Genomic DNA, 19,140 nt, shown 5'->3' with positions numbered 1-19,140 from the left:
TCGAACTTCCTTCAGCTACCTCGCAGGTCCATCTCCCATGATGCGCCTCCTACGCGCCGTGCACCAGGGGTGAGCGGCATGAATCCGACCAATTTTCGCAATACGGGCAGCGGGGGTGGTCCTCAGGAGCGCGGCCAGCCGTCCACGAAGCTCAGCGTCCGCTGGTACGGCCCCTCGGGCCCGGTGCTGCGGTACTCCTCGGTGCTGCTGCCGGTCCGGACGGTGCGGTCCCCGTCGTGCCGCCGGGCGGTGGGGTGCAGGGTGTGGTCGACGGTGGAGCGCTCGGTGACGTGGCCGCCGGTGGCCGTGGTGGCCTCACGGTGGTAGCCGAGGTCCATGGTGGTGGACTGGTCGGTGTTGCCGGCCGCGTCGCGGCTCACCTTGTAGTCGACGTCCAGCGGTTCGCCCTCGTGCACGGTGGTGGTGCGGTGCGGTCCGCCGCCCCAGGTGGCGGTGGTGCGGGTGAGGTCGGTGCCGTTGTGCAGCGTCACGTCGTTGCCGCCGTCGCGCAGCCGCTGGCCGGAGCGGAAGGCGAGTTCGTCGCGGACCTCGGTGGTGATCCGGCCGTGCGAGGTCTGCACCCAGCCCCGGGCGAGGTCGTTCCGGGCGGCGGTGACCGTCCAGTCGCCGCTGCCGCCGCCGTGGTCGGCGAGGTCGGTGGCGACGGTGGCCTCCGGGGCGACCCGGTAGTCGGTGAGCTGCCCGGTGGTGCGGGCGGCGCCGTGGTCCGTCTCGGCGAAGAGGTTGACCTGGCCGGTCCAGACGTCGTTGCTCTGCGCCTCGGCGGCGTTCACGGTGACGCCGACGGCGTGCGGCCGGCCGTCCAGCAGCAGCCCGACGTACGGGGTGAGGTCGAGCCGGTAGGCGGGCAGGTCGAACGCGAAGACGCCGGGCACGGGCCGCCAGAGCAGCGGGTCCCAGCCGCCGGTGTAGATCACCGGGTACGGCCAGACCGCGCCGGCCACCCGGCCGTCCACGGTGAGCCGCAGCTCGCGGAACGGGCCCTTGCCGCAGATGCCGGTGCCCGGGTTGGCGGCGGCGAAGGCGTCCGGTGCGGAGGCGTACGCGAACTCCTCGCAGGCGCCGCCGCCCCGGGCGTAGACCTCGGCGGTGAGGCGTTCGAGGTTCTGCGGGAAGGTGAGGTCGCGCGAGGCGGCGGGGGCGGCCTGGGTGAGCCCGAACGGTCCGGTGGTGAGCAGCCGGTCGGCGGAGCGGACGGCCGGCCGGCGGTCGTCCGCGGTGTAGAAGGTCAGGCTCGCGCTGATCGTGAAGACGCCGGTGTAGGTGGCGTCGGTGACGTTGGCGAGGTCGAAGGAGAACTCCTGCGGGCCGCTCGCGAACAGCGGGGCGTAGCGGGTGACGTCGTGCTCGACGTTCCACGCGATGCCGTCCTTGGACGGTTCCGGGGTGGAGGAGAGCAGCACCTGGACGCCGCCGACGCGGACGCTGAAGATCCGGTCGAACTGCCGTCCGGCGACCTGCCCGTGGAGGTCCAGGACCACCGCGGACCAGGGGCCGGCGCAGTCCGCGGGCGGGGCGAGGGTCGTGTCGTACGGGGTGTCCGGCGGGTTGCCGTACCCGTTGCGGAACTCGCGTTCGTGCATCACCTCGACGGTGCAGGAGCGGGTGTCGGGGCGGGTGAGCGGCTTGGTGGCGGTGACCGGGTCGTGGTAGTCGGTGCCGAAGTCGGCGTGGGCCGGGGCGGCGGCGGTGAGGGTGCCGGCCAGGGTGAGGACGGCGGCGCCGACCAGACCGGCGGCGCGGCGGAGCAACGGGCGCAGGGCCAAGGCGGGTTCCCGGGGTCGGGCGGCCCGCGGGCGGATGCCGCGGGCCGGTCGGATGATCCGGGAATCCTTCCGGTGGTGGCATGCCAGCGTCAAGCATCGGTGCCTTCCCTTACGCCACCGGTGCCTTCCCTTGCGCCACCGGCGCCTTCCCGGATACCGGGGACCTCGGGCGCGCGGCCGGGCTCCGGCACCGCAGCCCGGGTGCCGGCCCGGCCCGGGGCCTCCTGCGGTGGGGAGTGACGTTTCGGTGGGCGTCCCTCGACGCGGGGGCCGCCCTGGCGGCTACTTGGGCACCGCGTCCTTGCGGAGGAAGTGCTTCAGCTTCTGCCAGGTCCAGGTGTTGATCACGTCTCCGGCGGTGAGCCAGCCGCGCTGCGCCGTGCCGATGCCGTAACGCGGGTAGGCGAGATGGCCGGTGGCGTGTGCGTCGCTGTCGATCGCGAAGCGCACGCCGTGCCGCCGGGCCCGCAGGACGTCCTCGTCGCGCAGGTCGAGCCGCTGCGGGGAGCTGTTGATCTCGATCGCGGTGCCGGTGCGCGCGGCGGCCTCGAACACCGCGTCCAGGTCGACGTCGATCGGCCCGCGCCGGCCGATCCGGCGGGTGGTGAGGTGCCCGATGACGTGCACGTACGGGTTCTCGCAAGCGCGGATCAGCCGGCGGGTCTGGGCGGCCCGGTCCAGGGCGAAGTGCGAGTGAACGGAGGCCACGCAGACGTCGAAGCCGGCCAGGAACCCGGGTGGCCAGTCCACCCCGCCGTCCGGGCCGATGTTCAGCTCGGTGCCGTGCAGCAGGCGCAACTTCTTGTGCCGGCCCGCGAGTTGCCGCAACTGCTCGCGCTGGGCGAGCATCTTCTCGTCCGTCATCCGCTGCATCACCAGGTCCGGGGCGTGGTCGGTGACGGCGAAGTAGGAGTAGCCGCGGGCGGCGGCGGTGTCGATCATCTCCTCCAGGGTGGCCAGCCCGTCGGTCAGGTCGGTGTGGGTGTGCAGGTCGCCGCGCAGGTCGGACTCCTGGACCAGCTCCGGGAGGCCGCCGTCCAGCGCGGCCTCGATCTCGCCCCGGTCCTCGCGCAGCGGTGGAGGGATCCACGGCAGGCCGAGCGCCGCGTACACCTCTTCCTCGGTCTCCGAGACCACCTTGGCGCCGCTGTCCGCCTCGAACAGTCCGTACTCGGAGAGCTTCAGCCCGGCCCGGACGGCCATCGTGCGCAGCTTGATGTTGTGCGCCTTCGAGCCGGTGAAGTAGACCAGCGCCGCTCCCCAGTCCTCCTCCGGCAGGACCCGCAGGTCCACCTGTACGCCCTGGGTGGTACGGACCGAGGTCTTGGTGCTCCCGCTGCCGATCACCTCGGCGACGTAGGGGAGTTCGGTGAGTGCGGCCATCAGCGGGGCGGAGTCCTCGGCGGTCGCGAGCACGTCGATGTCGCCCACCGTCTCGCGCATCCGGCGCAGCGAGCCCGCGACCGCGCAGCGGGTGCAGCCGGGAACGGCGGAGAGCGCGGCGACCAGCTGCTCGGCCAGCTCGGTGGCGGTGTCCAGCGGGGTGCGGCCCCCGGACTGCCGCATCAGCTCGATGCCGTGCAGGATCTTCTCGCCGCTGCGCTCGCCGAAACCGGGCAGGTCGGCGAGCTTCTCGGCGCGGGCGGCCGCGGCGAGTTCGTCCACCGAGGCGATCCCGAGGTCGCGGTAGAGGGCCAGGGCGCGCTTGGGCCCGACGCTGGGGACGGCCATCATCTCCCGTACGCCGGACGGGATCTCGGCGCGCAGCGCCTCCAGGGCGGGGAAGGTCCCGGTGGCGAGGTACTCGGCGATCTTCTCGGCGGTGGACTTGCCGACGCCGGGGATCTCCCGTAGACCCCTGACGTCCAGGCCGGCCAGGTCCTCGGGGTGGCCGCCGACCGCGCGGGCGGCCTTCTCGTAGGCGCGGGCCCGGAAAGCGTCCCCGCCGGTGATGTTGATCAGATCGGCGTACTCCTGGAGCAGCTCCCTGACCTGGTCGTTGAGCCGGGGCATGGGGCAAGTCTAGGGCGCCGTCATCGAACTCGCGTCGTTCGCCCGGCAGGCGCAGGTTCGACGACAGCGCCCCGGTTCGGCGGGGTGGGCCCGCCGGGCGGAGGCGCTCGGCGGGGGCTCCCGCTACTCCTGTGCGACGGTCAGCAGCAGGACCACGGTCAGTCCGCCGCCGGGAGTGGTCTCCACCGTGAGCCGGCCGCCCGCGGCCAGCACCAGGCTGTGCAGGGCGGGCCCCGCCGGGCCGTCCGCCCGCACGCCCGTGATCAGCCACTCGCGTGCCTCGGGCGGCTCGTGGGCGCCCCGGTCGGAGATCCGGATCTCCACCCGGCCGCGGGCCGCCGCCGCCCGGCCGGGGGACCGCAGCGTGGGCGCGCCGCCCGCCACGTCGGCCCGGACCAGCACCCGGCCGCCCGGCGGGCTGCGCCGGATGGCGTGGTCGACCAGCCCGGCGACGGCCGTCTCCAGACGGCGGGCGTCCCCGGCCACCACCGGGAGCCCGGGCGCGACCCGGACCGTGACGGCCGCCGCCCGGCCGCCGCCGCGCACCACCCGGCGGAGCACGTCGGCCACCTGGACGTGCCGGGCCATCGGTTCGCAGCCGGCCTGCCGGCCGGTCCACCGCAGCCGCTCCAGCTCCGTGCGGGTGAGCGGCCTGGGTGCGGCCATCGCGCCCGGCGAGAACGGGCCGAGGCCCTCCTTGGCCCCGGCGGTCGCCAGTGCGCCCGCGTGTCCGGACCCGCCCCGGCGGCCGGGGCCGCCCGTGCGGACAGCGCCGCCCGCGCCGACGGTGCCACCGAACGCGCCGAGCGCCCGGGCCCCCGACGCGACGTAGCCCCAGAGCCTCCCGCGTGCCATCGCCCTGCCCCTCGTGCTCCCCGGCGACCGTCATCGAATCCGCGGCCGGTCGGGGTGGGCCGCCTTCCGGGCCCTTCCTGCCAGCCTGCGCCTCGGCCGCCCGGGTGACAATCCCGCTCCGGGTCGCGGTCCGCTCGGGGAGCCCCCGCCGAGCGGCCGGTCGGACACCCGCCGACCGGCGGGGCCGGGAGCGGCGGTCTCCTCCACGGCGGGAAACCCCAAAGAGTTCTTCGCAAAAATCCCTTTGCAAAGAACTCTTTGGAGTTCTAGTCTCCTGCCATGACCGAAGAACGCGGCTGGAAGCACAGCGACGACCCGCACATCGCCATCACCGCCAAGAACATGCGGGCGATGGCGCACCCCGTGCGCATGCAGTTGGTCGGACTGCTGCGCAAGCACGGGCCGTCCACGGCAACGAGGCTCGCCGCGCAGCTGGGGCTGAACTCCGGAGCCACCAGCTACCACCTGCGCCAGCTCGCCGCCGCGGGCTTCGTCGAGGAGGACGAGGAACGCGGCAACGCCCGTGAGCGGTGGTGGCGTTCGGCCCACCGGATGACCGTCTGGACGGGGGACGACATGGCGGACGAGGAGCCCGACACGGCCGCCGGCTTCCTGCGATCCGTCCTGGCCGCGCACACCCTGACGGCCCAGCGCACGCTGGACGCCTTCGAGACCATGCCGCGCGACTGGCGCCGGGTGACGGACCTCAGCGACCAGGGACTGCAGCTCACGCCCGCCGAGGCCGAGCAGCTTTCCGGCGAGCTGTTCGAGGTGATCCGGCGCTACCGGCGGATCGACCACGGCGGGCCCGCCCCGGAGGGCACCGAGCAGGTCTCGGTGGTCGTCCACGTCCTGCCGGACGCGACGACCACGAGCGAGGGGGAAACCGCATGACCACCGCCGTCGTCGCCCCGTCCGGGCGCAGCCTCCGGCCGCTGGCCGGGGTCCTGACCGCCACGGCCGTCTCCGTGACCGGCACGCGCGTCTCGGCCATCGCCCTGCCCTGGTTCGTCCTGGCCACCACCGGCAGCGCCACCATGACGGGCCTGGTCGCGTTCGCCGAGATGGCGCCGTACGTGGCGGTCAAGGCGCTGACCGGGCCGTTAGTGGACCGGCTCGGGCCGCGCGTGGTGTCCTGGACGACGGACGCGGTCAGCGCCGTCGCGGCCGGGCTGGTCCCGCTGCTGCACATGCAGGGGCTGCTCCCGTTCTGGGTGCTTCTGGTGATGGTCGCGGTGATCGGGGCGATGCGCGGCCCGGGGGACCTGGCCAAGTCCGTCATGGTCCCGGAGGCGGCCGACCACGCCCGAGTGCCGATGGAACGCGCCACCGGGCTGTCGGGCGTCACGGAACGGCTGGCCTCCACCATCGGCCCGGCGGTCGGCGGCGGGCTGGTCGCCCTGATCGGCCCGCTGGCCGGGCTGGCGATCAACGCGGGCACCTTCGCGCTCGGGTCGCTGATCATCGCGATCGCGCTCCCGCACGGCATGGGGCGCTCGGCTGTGTCCGCCGCGGCCGGCGATCCGTCCGAGCAGGAGCCGCCCGCGGGCTACTGGCGGATGTTCCGCGAGGGCTTCACCTTCCTGCGGTCGGAGCCGCTGCTGCTCACCGTGATCGTGATGATCGGCATCACCAACCTGATCGACGCCGGGTTCACCACCGTTCTCGTCCCGGTCTGGGCGCGGGAGTCCGGCAACGGACCGGCCGCCATCGGCCTGCTCGCCGCCGTCATGGGTGCCACCGCGGTCGTCGGCAGCCTGATTGCGGCGGCCGTCGCCTCCCGGCTGCCCCGTCGGACGGTCTTCTTCACCGGCTTCCTGCTGTGCGGCGCGCCCCGCTTCCTGGTGCTCGCCCTCGGCGCGCCGATGTGGCTGGTGTTCACGGTCTTCGCGGTCGGCGGCTTCGGCGCCGGCTTCCTCAACCCGATCCTCGGAGCGGTGCTCTTCGAGCGGGTGCCCCGCCACCTGCTGGGCCGCGTCCACGCCCTCGGCGACTCCCTGGCCTGGGCCGGTATCCCGCTGGGCGGGCTGGTCGCCGGCGCGGCGGTCGCCATGGTCGGACTGATACCCAGCCTGATCGTGGGCGGAGCCCTGTACTTCGCGACCACGGCCCTGGCCGGGCTGCGCCCCGAGTGGCGCGAGATGGACCGACTTCGGGGGAGCACGGCCCGGGCGGGCAGCACGGCCGCCGAACCGGAGCCGGCGCACAGTGCGTGAGCCGCTCCTCGGGGCAGGCCGGCGGGCCTGACCGGCGGCCGGGGCAGGCCGCCCGCCGGCCCGTGGCCCGACCAGTGGAGCAGCAGCAGGCCGGCCAGGGCGGCGAGGGCGCACCAGGTGGAGACGAGGCGAGGCGCCAGAGCAGGGTGCAGGGGACGGTGCCCGCGCCGGTGAGGAGACCGAGACGGTGGAGCACGCCGCCCCGACGACCGCGACCCGCCCACCGGCCACGGCATCCGCCCGTGCGCTTCAGCATATCGGGGGCCTAACCGGTGCTCCCGGGGCGGCCGTTCTCCTCGGACCCGCCCGTCGGCTTGTCCTCCGGCTCGTCCTCGGACTTCTTCCCCGGCTTGTCCTCCGGCGACGCCCCGATGCTCTCCAGGGTGTCGCGGACGGTCCCGGGCATCGCCGGATGGCGGCCGATCACGATCACCCCGATCACGATCGCCAGCAGCCCGGCCGCCTGCCAGGCCAGTGCCCCCGGGGTCACCTGCAGCCGGTCGCCGAGGAAGCCCACCGCGCAGGCGATCCCGGCCACCGGCTGGGCGGCGGTCAGCGCCGGCAGGGACATCCGCAGCGGCGCGGCCTCGAAGGCGCTCTGCACCAGCAACAGCCCGACCACACCCGCCACCACCACCGCGTACGGCTGCCAGCTGCGCAGCACCGCCGTCAGGCCGTCGTGGCCGAGACGCTGGGTGGTGGTCCGGGTCAGCGCGTCCTGGAGGCCGTAGAGCAGTCCGGCGGCGAGCGCCAGCAGGGTCGCCTCCTCGAACAGCGGCAGCCGCCGGGCCAGCGAGACCAGCAGCAGAACCAGCCCGACCACGGTGCCGACCACCAGCCAGTGCCGCAGCTCCCCGGCGGGTGGCCCACCGCCGGTCGGCTGTCCGGCCACGATGAAGGCCGTCACCCCGAGGGCCAGCAGCAGCACCCCGGCCCAGCCGGAGCGGCCCAGGGTCTGACGGGTCAGCACCCGGGCCAGTGCCATGGCGAAGATCAGATTGGTGGCCAGCAGCGGCTCGACCAGCGACACCTCGCCCTGGTTGAGCGCGAGCGCCGAGAGGATCAGCCCGCTGACCATGAACGCGGTGCCGAGAAGCCACTGCGGCATCCGCATCAGGTCCAGCAGCAGCCGCCAGCGCAGCAGATCGGAACGCGGGGCTTGCTGCGCCGCGTGCTGCTGGAGGACGAAGCCGAGCCCCAGACAGCAGGCCGCACTGAGAGCGAGGAGGAAGACCGCCACGGAGGGACCACCAGGTTGTCGCTGCCCGTGCCGCGCCGACGGGTCCGAGAGGTGGGTCGGCCGTCGCGGGCGCTCCCGTCAGCCTACCGCCGGGCCGGTACCCGGGCCGATCGCACGACACGGGCGCGGCGTGGCGGGCCCCGGGCCTTCCGGCAGCGCTTGCCGCCGTCGGCGGGGCAGGCGCACGCTGGTGTGAGCGGCCGCCACGGGTCACCGTCCGTGCCGGTCCGGACAGGTGCGACGGGGGCCGCTGCCAGGAGGTGTGGCATGCACAACCAATGGGACGTGGAACTGAGCTTCGAGGAAGACGGCGTGCACACGGCGTGTGAGGCCAGGCTGACCGGCGCGAGGGCGCCCGGCCTGAGCGCGCACGGCGAGTCCGTGAAGAGCGCGGACGACCGTCCGCTCGCCAGGATCGGCGAGGAGGTCGCGGCCTCCCGGGCCCTGGAGGAGCTGTCCCGCAAACTGCGGACCCAGGCCACCGGGGAGATCGACGACGAAGGGCACCGCCCCGGCTACCTGATCTACTGAGTCCACCGGTGCCTCCACTCCGGGTTTGCTCCAGAAGCCCCGGCTCCCGAACGGTGGTCCCGAGGGCGCCGGGCAGCTGCGGCCGGTCCATGGCGCGGTCGTACACTCCTGTCGGTTTCGAGGAGCCGCCCGTCCCCTCCGGAACGGCGCCCCTCATCCTGCTGCCGGTCGGCTCCTGCCCGCAGGGAGTCGGCCTCGCCGATGCGTCGTCAAGTCCTGTGGGGCGAGGAGTCGGGTTGGGCTGACTTCTCGTGCGGGCAGTGCGGTGCTGGTTGCTGCGTGTGTGGCCGCGTGGGCCTGTCGCTGGTGCGGCAGGCCCGGCTGACTGCAGGAGCCGGCGGGGTGGGCGTCCCGGGTGGGGTGTACGGCGTGTCCCTCTCCCTGTGGGGCCGATGGGGTGCGACGTGGGAAGTCGGATGGGCCGACCTCTCGTGCGGGTGGGTGCGGGAGGCGTGGTCAGGGGTGACGGGTGGGGGTGAAGAAGGTGGTGAGGCGGGGGTTGAGTTCCTGGGCGGCGGCCATGGGGAGATTGTGGTGGGAGGCGCCCGGGAGGATGGCGACTTCTGCGTCCGGGAGGGTCTGGCGGGCGGTTCGGGCGGAGTGGTGGGGGTCGTGGGCGCGGCTGTGGGCGGCGAGGAGGGTGAGGACGGGCGCGGTGAGGGTGCGGAGGCGCTCGGGTGAGGGGCGGGGGCCGGTGACGACGCGCGATGCGGGGAAGCCGGCGTAGCCGAGGGCGTACAGCTCGCGCCAGGCGGGGTCGAGGCCAGGGGTGCCGCCGGTTTCCCAGTCGAGGTAGGAGCGGGCGCGGGCCGGGGTGCGGCCCGGGAGGAAGAGGGGGAGGGCGCGCAGCAGGTAGCCGGGTCGGTAGCCCGTGAAGCACAGGCTGGGATCGAGCAGGGCGAGCCGGCCGACCCGGGTGGGGGCGTGCAGCGCGTACTCCAGGGCGATCCAGCCGCCGTACGAGTGTCCGCAGAAGTCGGCCCGCGGGACGCCGAGTCCGTCGAGGACGGCGTCCAGCCAGCCGAGCAGGCCGGGGACGCCGTCGAGGGCGGCACCGTCGTGGACGCTGCGGCCGGGGTCGCCGATGAGGTCGACGGCGAGGACGCGGTGTCCGGCCCCGGCCCAGGCGCCGGCGTTGGCGAACCACATGGTGGAGGTGGCGCCGCCGCCGTGGAGCAGGACGAGCGGGCGGCCGTCGACGGGGCCGCAGGCGTTGATGCGGGTGGTGCCGTGGACGGTGCGGACGGTGAGCGCCTCGACCGGGACGGGCCAGCGGGCGAGCAGGGCGTCATAGGCGGCGAGGAAGGGGGTGGTGCGGGCGGGCATGAGAACCTCCGCGGGTGTGGTGTGATGGCGGCCGAGTCGGTTGAACCACTCGATGAACGCGTATGACGCCGAACAAGTATCTCGCTGAGCGAGAGAATAGTGACACATGCCCTACCCGAGGAAGGACGACAGGGTGTCCGAGGCTGCCGAGCCGATGCGGCTGGTCCATCTGCTGCGTGGTCTGACGGTCGAACTCGACTTGTTCGGCGCCGAGTTCGCCGCCCGTAACGGTCTGCATCCGACCGACCTGCGGGCGCTGATCCACCTGCTGGACGCGGCCAGGGGCGGGGAGGTGGTCACCCCGGGCCGACTCGGCGAGGCGCTGGGGCTGAACTCGGCGGGCACCACCGGTCTGGTGGACCGGCTGGAGCGGCTCGGCTTGATCCGGCGCGAGCGGGACCCGCAGGACCGGCGCCGGGTGCGGCTGCTGGTGGAGGAGCGGGCGATGGAGCTGGGGGAGGGCTTCTTCGGCGGGCTGATCGGCGACCTGGTCGCGGCCATGCGGCAGTTCGAGCCGGACGAGCTGGAGACGGCCCGGCGTTTCCTGGCGGCCATGACCGGGGTGGTGGCGGGCGCCAGGAAGCAGTGACCGCCGGGAAGCGAAACGGGCTACGCGGGCTACGCGGACCCGAGGGTCCAGCTGATCACCGACAGCGTGGCCATCGACACCAGCGTCGACCAGAGCACCGCGTCCCGGGCGAGGGCGGTGCCCTGCTGGTACTCGCGGGCGTAGGTGTACACGTTCTGGGCGGTGGGCAGAGCGGAGAACAGCACTACGGTGAGGAGCTGGTGCGCGGGCAGGTGGAGCAGCGGTCCGGCCACGGCGAGTGCGACCAGTGGCTGGACCAGGGTCTTGAGTGCGACGGTCAGCCCGACCTCGGTGCGGCGCGGACGGCCGTCCGCCGGCGGACGGTTGTGCAGTGAGATGCCGAGGGCGATCAGCGCGGTCGGGACCCCGGCGCCGCCGAGCAGTTCGAAGGAGCGATTCAGCTCGGCGGGCAGGTGCACGCCGGTCGCCGAGGTGATGGCGCCCAGGGCGGTGGCCAGCAGGATCGGGTTGCGGACGGGCAGGGTGAGCAGCGCCCGGCGGCCGGCCGCGCCGCCGTCCAGGACGACCAGGACGGCGGGGGTGACCACCAGGATCTGGAACAGCACCACGGGTGCCACGAAGGAGGCGTCGCCCAGGACCTGCACGGTCACCGGGATGCCGAGGTTGGCCGAATTGACGTAGCCGGAGGCCATCGCGCCGACGGCCAGTTCGCCGGGCCTGCGGTGGAACAACAGCCGCCCGGCGAGCAGCCCGAGGCCGATCGCGACCACGGTGCCGGCCGTGAAGGCGAGCATCGAGGCGTTGGCGAAGCGGTCCAGCGGGGTGCGGGCGATCATCAGGAACAGCGCGGCGGGCATCGCCACGTGGAAGACGAACCGGTTGAGCACCGTCTCGGCCTGCGGCCCGAGCAGCCCGGTGCGGCCGACGACGTAGCCGGCGCCGGTGAGCGCCCAGATCGGCGCGAAGGCGGACAGCAGGGGGTGCAGGGCTGCCATGGTTCCTCGGATCGCTCGGACGGATCTGCCGGGTGCGACAGGGGTCTCCCGTCGGGGGGCGGCGTCGACTCCCGAGCGTGGTGACCCCCCGAAGCCCATGAACCCCCGGGGCAGTAAACCAGGGGTCTCCGGCGAGGCGATCAACGGGCCTGTCGCGGGCACACCACCCAGCCCGACCGCCCGGAGCGGGCCCGACCGCCCGGGCCTACGATGAGCCGATGGAGGACCAGTACCTGAGCCTGTCCGAGGTGGAGGCGATCGCGCGCCGGGCCCACCAGGGACAGGTGGACAAGAACGGCCACCCCTACGGTGAGCACATCGCGGCGGTCGCCCGGGGGACGGCGGCGCGTGGCGGCAGCGCGGCGCAGATCGCGGCGGGCTGGCTGCACGACACCGTCGAGGACGACCGGCTGAGCCGCGAGTGGCTGGCCGGGGCCGCGCTGCCGGAGGAGACCAAGGCGATCGTGGACGCGCTCACCCGGCGCCCGGACGAGCCGGTCGAGGAGTACACCGCGCGCATCCTGGCCACGCCGGGCGCGCTGCTGGTCAAGCGCGCGGACCTGGCACACAACTCCGATCCGGCCCGCCTCGCCGCACTGGACCCGGCGACCGCCGAGCGGCTGGCCGCCAAGTACGCGCGGATGCGCGAGCTGCTCGGGCTCACCGGCGAGCCGTAGTCCACGAGCGGTGCCGTCCGGAGAACCACGAGAGGTGCCGCCCGGGGAGCCGCGAGCTGTAGTCCACGAGAGGTGCCGCCCGGAGAACCACGAGCGGTGCCGCCCGGGGAACCACGAGCGGTGCCGCCCGGGGAACCACGGCAGGGCCCGGACCACGCGGGTCGCGCGGGTCCGGGCCCTGCCGGGCACCCCGGTGGTCCCTGTCCGACCCCCGGGGTGAGGGGGAGTGGTCAGGTGGCGGACGGAGTCGGTGAGCCGATGGCCGGCTTAGTACCAGTGGTGGGTCTGCCAGAAGGCCCAGGCGGCGTTCGGGCTGCCGTAGCGGGTGTTCATGTAGTCCAGCGCCCACTTGATCTGGGTGGTCGGGTTGGTCCTCCAGTCCGCACCCGCAGAGGCCATCTTGGAGCCCGGCAGCGCCTGGGCCAGGCCGTACGCGCCCGAGCTCGGGTTGACCGCGGTCACGTTCCAGCTGGACTCGTGGGAGATGATCTGGTTGAAGGACGCCAGCTGGTTGGCCGGGACGATCTGGGCGGCGATGGCCTTCGGGGAGAGGGTGGCGGCGTTCGCGGTGGCGGGCAGCACGGCCGCGCCCAGGGCGGTCAGACCGGCGGTGCCGGCGAGGACGGCGGCGGAGGTACGCATACGGAGCTTGGAAGTGGGCATCAAGAAGAAGACCTCAATCGGGTTGGGCCGGTCACACCCCGCCTCGGACCGCGGTCGGACAGGGGCCGGGCGGTCGCGGGGCGTGATTCGGCAGTGAGCCACTCACCGGCGGGACAGGTGCCGGTGCGGCTGGCGATGGAGCCATTGTTGGCAGACCGGATGGGCCGTCGCCAAGACCCCCTCATTACGACCCGCGGTCGTACGCAAGGGCCCGCCGTGGATTCGAAGGGCCGGCTCGTGGAGGGCGCGTCGACCGACGCTGAGCTGGGCGAACGCGGGGTTCGCGGGGGCCGGTCGGTCGTACCGGGGCGTCCACTACCGGCCGTCGTGGGCCTTGAACAGCTGTGAGCGCACTCACCGTTTCGGTTCGGCGGGCGTCACGCGCCGGGACCGGGCGGAGCACGGTGGGTACAGACGATCAACCCCGCATCTGAGACCGGCGCCACACCGTCGCGGTGGACGGCCGGCGCAGGTCACCCAGCCGCCGGTGCCGGACGGCCCGGTCGGCGAGTCGGTCTGCTTCGGTGGCCGCCGCCAGGGTGCCGAGCGCCGCAGCGATCGCGTGCCCGAGCCGGGTGCAGAAGGCCTCCGGCTCCTCGGCGGCGTCCGGCTGCTCCGGGACCACCTCGTCGACCAGCCCGACCTCGGCCAGGTGGTGAGCCCCGATTCCCTGGGAACGGGCCAGCTCGGCGGCGTGCGCACCGTCCCGGTGGACGATCGCCGAGGCGCCCTCCGGCGGCAGCGGCGCCAGCCAGGCGTGCTCGGCGGCGATCACCCGGTCCGCCGGGAGCAGCGCGAGCGCCCCGCCGCCCGAGCCCTGGCCGAGCAGCACGGCCAGGACGGGCGTGCGCAGGGCGAGCAGGGTGGTCAGGCAGTGCGCGATCTCCACCGCGATGCCGTCCAGCTCGGCCTGGGCGGAGAGCTCGGCGCCGGCCGTGTCCACCACGGTGACCAGTGGCAGCCCGAGCTGCTCGGCCAGGCGCGCGGTGCGCTGTACGGCCCGCAGGTCGGCGGCGGTGAAGGGGCGCTCGTGCTCGGGGGTCTGCCGCTGCTGGCCGACGACCACCACGGGCCGCCCGCCGAGCACGGCCAGCGCCCGGACGAGTGCGCCGCCGCGCCCGCCGGGGGCGTCCAGCAGTACCAGCTCCTCCGCGGTGTGCCGCAGCAGCTCGCGGGCGCCCGGACGGTCGGGGCGCCGGGTGCGGCGGACGGAGTCCCAGGCGTCGGGGCGGCCGGGGGCGGCCAGCGCGGGCTCGGGAGCGGTCGCGGGGTCCGTGGAAGCCGTGGGGTCCGTGGAAGGGGACGGCGGTGCGGCGGTGAGGACGGCAAGCGTACGGCGGAGCAGCTCGCGCAGCTCCTGCGGTGGTACGACGGCGTCCACCAGTCCCCGACCGGCGAGCGTCTCGGCCCGCTGGACGTCCGGCGGCAGCTCCACGCCGCGCAGCTCCTCGTACACGCGGGGCCCGAGGAAGCCGAGCCGGGCGCCCGGCTCGGCGAGGACCAGCTGACCGAGCGTGCCCCAGGAGGCGAAGACGCCGCCCATGGTGGGATTGCGCAGGTAGGTGAGATAGGGGAGGCCGGCCGCGCGGTGCGCCTGGACGGCGGCGGTGATCCGCAGCATGCACAGGAAGGCCGCCGATCCCTCCTGCATCCGCGTCCCGCCGGAGACCGGCAGGGCGAGCAGCGGCAGCCGCTCGGCGGTGGCGCGTTCGACGGCGCGGGTGATCCGCTCGGCGGTGGCGACGCCGATGGAGCCGCCGAGGAAGCCGAATTCGGAGGCGATGAGGGCGACCGGCCGGCCGTCGACCAGGCCGACGCCGGTGAGGACGGCCTCGTCCAGGCCGGTGCGCTCCTGGGCGCGGTCGAGCGAGGCGCGGTAGCCGGGGTCGGCCCGGTCGACGGTGGGCGGCTCGTCCCAGCTGCGGAAGCCGCCCGGGTCGACCAGCAGACCGATCAGCTGGTGGGCCGTCAGTGCCGCGCCCGAGCCCGTACCCATGCCCACCCCTGTCAGAGATCGTTCCGGCCCGCCGTGATCCGCCACTCTACGCGGCACTCCATGCGGCACCGTTGGGGCGTGGTCGGGGCGTGGTCGGGAGTGCGGTGGGGGCGTGGCCCGGGTGCGGGGAGCGCCCGGGCGGCCGGGCAGGGCGGCCTCGACACGAGTTCGACGACGGTCGACCCGTGTGCTGGGCAGGTGGTTCGTGGGCGTTTCGCGGGCGGCTCCGAGGGGCGGGTTCCCAGGCCGGAGTACGACTCAAGTCGCCGCAGGTAAAGGGGAGTTACTCACTGGTTAATAGTTTTCCGGAGGGCTTCCGGAGTTGACGGTGTCTCGCCACACTGGTGGACATGACTCGCACTCTACGCGCGTGGAAGTCTCGCGCAGCCGCCGTCACCGCCGTCGCCCTGATGACCCTCGCCCCGGTCGCCGTCGCCACCGACGCACACGCCGACGTGAGCGGCTCGATCTGCCTCTCCGCCCTCCCGTCGCAGGCCGGCGACACCCTCAACCTGATCGCCTCCGGCGGACCGTTCCCCTACTCCCAGGACGGCGTGGTCTTCCAGAACCGGGAGGGCGTCCTCCCCGGCGAGTACTACGGCTACTACCACGAGTACACCGTCATCACCCCGGGCTCCCCGACCCGCGGCGCCCGCCGGATCGTGACCGGCCAGGCCTACCAGGAGGACTACTACACCGGCGACCACTACGCCACGTTCTACCTGATCGACCAGACCTGCTGAGCGCTCACCGCGCACCGGCCGGCCGACCGTCCGTTGACCGTCGCCGACCGTCTGTTGACCGTCGCCGACCATCGGCTGACCGTCCGTTGACCGTCTGCTGAGCGCCGGTCGAGCGCCGGCCGGTCCTCCCGGGACCGACCCCGGCCCGGGGGCACTCCCGACACGACGGTGGCCCCGGCGCACTTCCCCGCCGAGGTCACCGCCGTGCGGCCGCAGCGGCCGCGCCGGGCTCAGAGCTCGGACGGCCCCCAGGCGCCCACCGTCAGCTCGTCCCCCACCCGCAGCGTGCCGGGCCTCAGCACCGCGAACTTGCTGCCGAAGGCCACCCCGCCGGCCGTCGCCCGGCGGTACCGGGCCAGCGTGCGCAGCGGCTCCGGGCCCGCCTTGGTGCCGCAGGACTGGTCCACCATCGTCACCGCGCAGCGGATCGCGAGCTTGGCGTAGCCCAGTTCGGCCTCGCCCACCTCGATCCGGCGGGCCAGGTCCTCGGTGTGCGGCTCGGTCCAGCCGTCCACCACCAGGTTCGGGCGGAAGCGGTCCATCGGCAGCGGCCGAGCACCGGAAAGCTCGTTGAGACGCTCCAGCGAGGAACGCGACACCAGGTGCACGGCACAGCTGTCCGCGTAGCCCGAGGTGCCCGGCGTCAGCCCGTCGGTCACCCGGTCGTGCTCCGGCGGCACCCGGACCAGCCGGCTGCGCACGCCCAGCACCTCGGAGAGCCAGCCGGCCGCCTCCCCGCCCTGGTCGATGCCGAGGAACGGCGCACCGAACAGCCGTACCGCGCGGCGCGGACCCTCGGCGTCCACCGTCACCGACACCGGCTCCACGCCTGCGGCGGCCAGGGTCAGTCGACGGCCGTCCTCCGACACCGCCGGGCGGACGGTGGCCAGTGCCGGGTCCCGGCGCTGGGAGCGGAACACGCCCTCCTCGTCCACCACCATGAACGCCCGGTCATGGGCGAGCCCGGCCCGGGTGAGCTCCGCCTGTGCGGCCGCCACTCCGGCGCACCCCTTCACCGGGTAGTACCGCAGCTCCGTCACCGTGGCCATCGTCCCGCCGCCTCCTTCACGCCTGCATGCTGCCCATCTCATCGACCCCACAGGGTAGTTGAGCGCCTCGACGGGGGCCGGTGGGCGGTGCCGGGTGCATTCGCCCGGCGCTTGCTAGGGTCGGGGCATGGCACCACCGAGCAGCGCGAACCCCCCGGGACGGCTCCGGCGGGACGCGCAGCGCAACCGTGACCTGCTGCTCGCCGCCGCCCGCGACATGTTCTCCCGACACGGCCTGGACGTGCCGTTGGACCAGATCGCCAAGGAGGCCGGCGTCGGCAACGCCACCCTCTACCGGCACTTCCCGACCCGCGAGGCGCTGATCGGCGAGGTGTTCGCGGACGCCGGGGACGGCCTGGCCGCGGCGGGTGAGGAAGCGCTCGCCGCCCGGGACGCCTGGAGCGGCCTCGAACGGTACTTCGCGCGGATCTTCGAGCTGGTCGCCGCCGACCGGGGCATCAACGACCTGGTCACCCAGGCCATCCCGACCATCCCCGGAATGATCGAGATCAGCCGCCGGCACGCAGCCACCGTCGGCGCCCTGATCGCCCGCGCCCAGGAACAGGGCACCATGCGCCGCGACGTGGTCACCATGGACCTGCTCTTCCTGCTCGGCCCGCTCTGCCGGGCCCTGCCCGCCGCCACCGAGCTGCGCTCCGACCTCTGGCGCCGCTATCTCGCCCTCCTGCTCGACGGCTTCCGCGCCCAGGCCACCCACCCGCTGCCGGTCCCGCCGATCGGGGAGGAGCACCTGGACCGGATGTTCGCGGATCTCTGGGAAGCGGAGGCCCCGGAGCCGTCGGAGCCGTCGGAGCCGCCGGAGGCCTGAGCGCGCGTCGTCCGCACGGCATCAGGGACGCGTACGGACGGGCGGGCTCCGCGTCAGAGCCGCGTCAACGGGCCGGGGCCGCACGGGTGCGGACCGCTTTGCTGGGGTGGAATCGGCACCGTCCGGTCCGGTGCGCGGGCACGCGGACACGCGGGCGGACGGAGAGGCAGGGGCAGGGCCATGACGGACAGTGGTGCGGGCGAGGGCCGGATCGTGGTCGGCGTCAGCGGCTCGCTCGGCAGCCTCGCCGCGCTGCACCACGCGGTGGCCGAGGCCCGCCGGACGGATGCCGAGGTGCTCGCGGTGCTCTGCTGGACCCCGCCGGGCGACGTGTTCGGCTACCGCCGCACCCCGTGCCCGCCGGTGATCGACGCGGGCCGGGACGCCGCCGTGGCCCGGCTGCGGCAGGCCCTGGACGAGGCCTTCGCCGGACGCCACGCGGGTGTCCGACTGCGCTGCCAGGCCGTCCGCGGCGACACCGGCCACACGCTGGTGCGGTGCGCCGACCGGCCCGGAGACCTCCTCGTCCTCGGCGCCGGACGGGAACGCGGCCGCCTCGCCCGACTGGTGCACCCCTCGACCACCGCCTATTGCGTCCGGCACGCCACCTGCCCGGTCCTGGCCGTCCCGCGCCCACCGCTGCAACGCGAGCTGGAGGCACTGGAACGCGCCCACGGGCTGCCGCGGGAGCCGGTGGCGGAGAACGGCAGCTAGGGTCCGTCCTCAAACCCCCGGCGTCGGCCCCTTGGGTTCTAACGGTCGTCGCAACACCCCAGCTCAAGGTGTGCGATGGACTTCGAGATCCGCAGGGACCGGAAGCCTCAGGGGCCCAGGAAGCTCCGTGGCGAGCGGCAGGAATACTTCCGGCTCGTGCAGCAGGGCTACAGCAACAAAGAGGCGTCCCGGCTGGTGGGCGTCCACGAGCGGACCGGTCGTGAGTGGCGCTACGGCCGGCCCGAGGGCCGCGTGAAGAGGCCTCGGCCGCCCGCGCAACTCGCGCGGGCGGCCGTCCCCTCGCCGCCTGGGCCGTCCCGGTACCTGCGCGAGGACGAGCGCATCCACATCGCCGACCGGCTCCGGGAGAAGGCCACCGTCCGCGCGATCGCAGCCGAACTGGGCCGCAGCCCCTCCACGATCAGCCGGGAGATCAGGCGCAACCGCCACCCGGGCAGCGGCAGTTACCGGCCCCATGCCGCACAGGCCCGTGCCGATGCCCGCCGCCCGCGCCCCAAGCCCGCCAAGATCGCCCACAACCGGGAACTGCGGGACTTCATCCAGCACCACCTGGACCGCAAGTGGAGCCCGGAGCAGGTCTGCCAGGCTCTACGGGACACCTTCCCCGAACGGCCGGAGATGCACGTGGCCCACGAAACCGTCTACCAGGCCCTCTACATCCAGGGCCGCGGCGAGTTGCGCCGGGAGCTGGCCGGCGCCCTGCGCACCGGCCGCGCCCGCCGCAGGCCCCAACGCCAGGCCGACTGCCGCAGGCCGCGCTTCGCCACCCCGATGGTCATGATCAGCGAGCGTCCCGCCGAGGTGGAGGACCGCGCGGTGCCCGGACACTGGGAGGGCGATCGTGCGACACGAAGTCGCACGAATTTGAGTGGACTGACCGATTGGAGAGGCGGCTGATGGTGGGGCCGTAGGTGCAGTCACGGGTCCGTGTCCGT

General features: G+C 74.1%; 17 protein-coding genes and 1 pseudogene. 9 read left to right on the top strand and 9 right to left on the bottom strand.

What is annotated here, in order from left to right; all coding sequences use genetic code 11:
- Positions 1-122: 122 nt before the first annotated feature.
- From AB0O11_RS30395 to AB0O11_RS30385, 3 genes are all read right to left on the bottom strand, one after another.
- On the bottom strand, positions 123-1,787 hold the full coding sequence (locus AB0O11_RS30395) for a peptide-N4-asparagine amidase (RefSeq protein WP_363393400.1): 1,665 nt from the start codon (positions 1,785-1,787) through the stop codon (positions 123-125).
- 282 nt (positions 1,788-2,069) lie between these two features.
- Complete coding sequence (polX, locus tag AB0O11_RS30390; protein ID WP_363393398.1) at positions 2,070-3,800, bottom strand: DNA polymerase/3'-5' exonuclease PolX; 1,731 nt, start codon at positions 3,798-3,800, stop codon at positions 2,070-2,072.
- Between the two features lie 123 nt (positions 3,801-3,923).
- On the bottom strand, positions 3,924-4,655 hold the full coding sequence (locus tag AB0O11_RS30385) for an ATP-binding protein (RefSeq protein ID WP_363393396.1): 732 nt from the start codon (positions 4,653-4,655) through the stop codon (positions 3,924-3,926).
- Between the two features lie 279 nt (positions 4,656-4,934).
- Between AB0O11_RS30385 and AB0O11_RS30380 the strand changes: the two genes are divergently transcribed.
- Both AB0O11_RS30380 and AB0O11_RS30375 read left to right on the top strand, forming a co-directional pair.
- On the top strand, positions 4,935-5,549 hold the full coding sequence (locus AB0O11_RS30380; protein WP_363393394.1) for a helix-turn-helix domain-containing protein: 615 nt from the start codon (positions 4,935-4,937) through the stop codon (positions 5,547-5,549).
- Positions 5,546-6,871: an MFS transporter gene (locus AB0O11_RS30375; protein ID WP_363393392.1), complete on the top strand. Its 1,326-nt coding sequence runs from the start codon at positions 5,546-5,548 to the stop codon at positions 6,869-6,871. Before AB0O11_RS30380 ends, AB0O11_RS30375 begins: the two co-directional genes overlap by 4 nt.
- A gap of 265 nt (positions 6,872-7,136) precedes the next feature.
- On the opposite strand, the gene AB0O11_RS30370 is transcribed toward AB0O11_RS30375, so the two are convergent.
- Positions 7,137-8,111 carry a DMT family transporter gene (locus AB0O11_RS30370; protein ID WP_363393390.1) on the bottom strand — a complete coding sequence of 325 codons (975 nt, stop codon included), beginning with the start codon at positions 8,109-8,111 and terminating at the stop codon, positions 7,137-7,139.
- 267 nt (positions 8,112-8,378) lie between these two features.
- Here AB0O11_RS30370 and AB0O11_RS30365 point away from each other — a divergent pair, with 267 nt between their 5' ends.
- Positions 8,379-8,642, top strand: a complete 264-nt coding sequence (locus tag AB0O11_RS30365) for a dsRBD fold-containing protein (RefSeq protein ID WP_224282700.1) — start codon at positions 8,379-8,381, stop codon at positions 8,640-8,642.
- A 456-nt stretch (positions 8,643-9,098) separates the two neighbouring features.
- On the opposite strand, the gene AB0O11_RS30360 is transcribed toward AB0O11_RS30365, so the two are convergent.
- On the bottom strand, positions 9,099-9,968 hold the full coding sequence (locus AB0O11_RS30360; protein ID WP_363393387.1) for an alpha/beta hydrolase: 870 nt from the start codon (positions 9,966-9,968) through the stop codon (positions 9,099-9,101).
- Between the two features lie 154 nt (positions 9,969-10,122).
- Here AB0O11_RS30360 and AB0O11_RS30355 point away from each other — a divergent pair, with 154 nt between their 5' ends.
- Entirely contained in the window at positions 10,123-10,557 is a 435-nt protein-coding gene (locus AB0O11_RS30355; protein WP_363393492.1) for a MarR family transcriptional regulator, read from the top strand.
- A gap of 29 nt (positions 10,558-10,586) precedes the next feature.
- Here the strand turns inward: AB0O11_RS30355 and AB0O11_RS30350 are convergent, their stop codons facing one another.
- On the bottom strand, positions 10,587-11,513 hold the full coding sequence (locus AB0O11_RS30350; RefSeq protein WP_363393386.1) for an AEC family transporter: 927 nt from the start codon (positions 11,511-11,513) through the stop codon (positions 10,587-10,589).
- 218 nt (positions 11,514-11,731) lie between these two features.
- Between AB0O11_RS30350 and AB0O11_RS30345 the strand changes: the two genes are divergently transcribed.
- Positions 11,732-12,190: an HD domain-containing protein gene (locus AB0O11_RS30345; protein ID WP_363393384.1), complete on the top strand. Its 459-nt coding sequence runs from the start codon at positions 11,732-11,734 to the stop codon at positions 12,188-12,190.
- 267 nt (positions 12,191-12,457) lie between these two features.
- Here AB0O11_RS30345 and AB0O11_RS30340 read toward each other — a convergent pair whose 3' ends face one another.
- Positions 12,458-12,853 (bottom strand): transglycosylase SLT domain-containing protein, encoded by a 396-nt coding sequence (locus AB0O11_RS30340; protein ID WP_363393382.1) that lies wholly within the window; start codon positions 12,851-12,853, stop codon positions 12,458-12,460.
- A 418-nt stretch (positions 12,854-13,271) separates the two neighbouring features.
- Complete coding sequence (locus AB0O11_RS30335; RefSeq protein WP_363393380.1) at positions 13,272-14,849, bottom strand: carboxyl transferase domain-containing protein; 1,578 nt, start codon at positions 14,847-14,849, stop codon at positions 13,272-13,274.
- 410 nt (positions 14,850-15,259) lie between these two features.
- On the opposite strand from AB0O11_RS30335, the gene AB0O11_RS30330 reads away from it, so the two are divergent.
- Positions 15,260-15,592, top strand: a complete 333-nt coding sequence (locus AB0O11_RS30330; protein ID WP_363393490.1) for a ribonuclease domain-containing protein — start codon at positions 15,260-15,262, stop codon at positions 15,590-15,592.
- A 230-nt stretch (positions 15,593-15,822) separates the two neighbouring features.
- Here AB0O11_RS30330 and AB0O11_RS30325 read toward each other — a convergent pair whose 3' ends face one another.
- Complete coding sequence (locus AB0O11_RS30325) at positions 15,823-16,641, bottom strand: MOSC N-terminal beta barrel domain-containing protein (RefSeq protein WP_363393378.1); 819 nt, start codon at positions 16,639-16,641, stop codon at positions 15,823-15,825.
- A gap of 127 nt (positions 16,642-16,768) precedes the next feature.
- On the opposite strand from AB0O11_RS30325, the gene AB0O11_RS30320 reads away from it, so the two are divergent.
- From AB0O11_RS30320 to AB0O11_RS30310, 3 genes and pseudogenes are all read left to right on the top strand, one after another.
- Complete coding sequence (locus AB0O11_RS30320; protein WP_363393376.1) at positions 16,769-17,470, top strand: helix-turn-helix domain-containing protein; 702 nt, start codon at positions 16,769-16,771, stop codon at positions 17,468-17,470.
- Positions 17,471-17,650: 180 nt separating this feature from the next.
- Positions 17,651-18,184 carry a universal stress protein gene (locus tag AB0O11_RS30315; RefSeq protein WP_363393374.1) on the top strand — a complete coding sequence of 178 codons (534 nt, stop codon included), beginning with the start codon at positions 17,651-17,653 and terminating at the stop codon, positions 18,182-18,184.
- Positions 18,185-18,259: 75 nt separating this feature from the next.
- Positions 18,260-19,045 (top strand): annotated as a pseudogene (locus AB0O11_RS30310) (IS30 family transposase); the annotation flags it as partial.
- Between the last annotated feature and the right edge of the window lie 95 nt (positions 19,046-19,140).

Source organism: Kitasatospora sp. NPDC093102, assembly GCF_040683915.1.
In the GTDB taxonomy this organism is placed as follows: Bacteria; Actinomycetota; Actinomycetes; order Streptomycetales; family Streptomycetaceae; genus Kitasatospora.
The sequence above is the reverse complement of the archived record's forward strand: the minus strand, read 5'-3'. Positions and strand labels throughout refer to the sequence as shown.

Coding starts and splice junctions, on each gene's coding strand:
- polX (WP_363393398.1), bottom strand. CDS start 3,800: ATGCCCCGGCTCAACGACCAGGTCAGGGAGCTGCTCCAGGAGTACGCC.
- AB0O11_RS30385 (WP_363393396.1), bottom strand. CDS start 4,655: ATGGCACGCGGGAGGCTCTGGGGCTACGTCGCGTCGGGGGCCCGGGCG.
- AB0O11_RS30380 (WP_363393394.1), top strand. CDS start 4,935: ATGACCGAAGAACGCGGCTGGAAGCACAGCGACGACCCGCACATCGCC.
- AB0O11_RS30375 (WP_363393392.1), top strand. CDS start 5,546: ATGACCACCGCCGTCGTCGCCCCGTCCGGGCGCAGCCTCCGGCCGCTG.
- AB0O11_RS30365 (WP_224282700.1), top strand. CDS start 8,379: ATGCACAACCAATGGGACGTGGAACTGAGCTTCGAGGAAGACGGCGTG.
- AB0O11_RS30360 (WP_363393387.1), bottom strand. CDS start 9,968: ATGCCCGCCCGCACCACCCCCTTCCTCGCCGCCTATGACGCCCTGCTC.
- AB0O11_RS30355 (WP_363393492.1), top strand. CDS start 10,123: ATGCGGCTGGTCCATCTGCTGCGTGGTCTGACGGTCGAACTCGACTTG.
- AB0O11_RS30350 (WP_363393386.1), bottom strand. CDS start 11,513: ATGGCAGCCCTGCACCCCCTGCTGTCCGCCTTCGCGCCGATCTGGGCG.
- AB0O11_RS30345 (WP_363393384.1), top strand. CDS start 11,732: ATGGAGGACCAGTACCTGAGCCTGTCCGAGGTGGAGGCGATCGCGCGC.
- AB0O11_RS30340 (WP_363393382.1), bottom strand. CDS start 12,853: ATGCCCACTTCCAAGCTCCGTATGCGTACCTCCGCCGCCGTCCTCGCC.
- AB0O11_RS30335 (WP_363393380.1), bottom strand. CDS start 14,849: ATGGGTACGGGCTCGGGCGCGGCACTGACGGCCCACCAGCTGATCGGT.
- AB0O11_RS30330 (WP_363393490.1), top strand. CDS start 15,260: ATGACCCTCGCCCCGGTCGCCGTCGCCACCGACGCACACGCCGACGTG.
- AB0O11_RS30325 (WP_363393378.1), bottom strand. CDS start 16,641: ATGGCCACGGTGACGGAGCTGCGGTACTACCCGGTGAAGGGGTGCGCC.
- AB0O11_RS30320 (WP_363393376.1), top strand. CDS start 16,769: ATGGCACCACCGAGCAGCGCGAACCCCCCGGGACGGCTCCGGCGGGAC.
- AB0O11_RS30315 (WP_363393374.1), top strand. CDS start 17,651: ATGACGGACAGTGGTGCGGGCGAGGGCCGGATCGTGGTCGGCGTCAGC.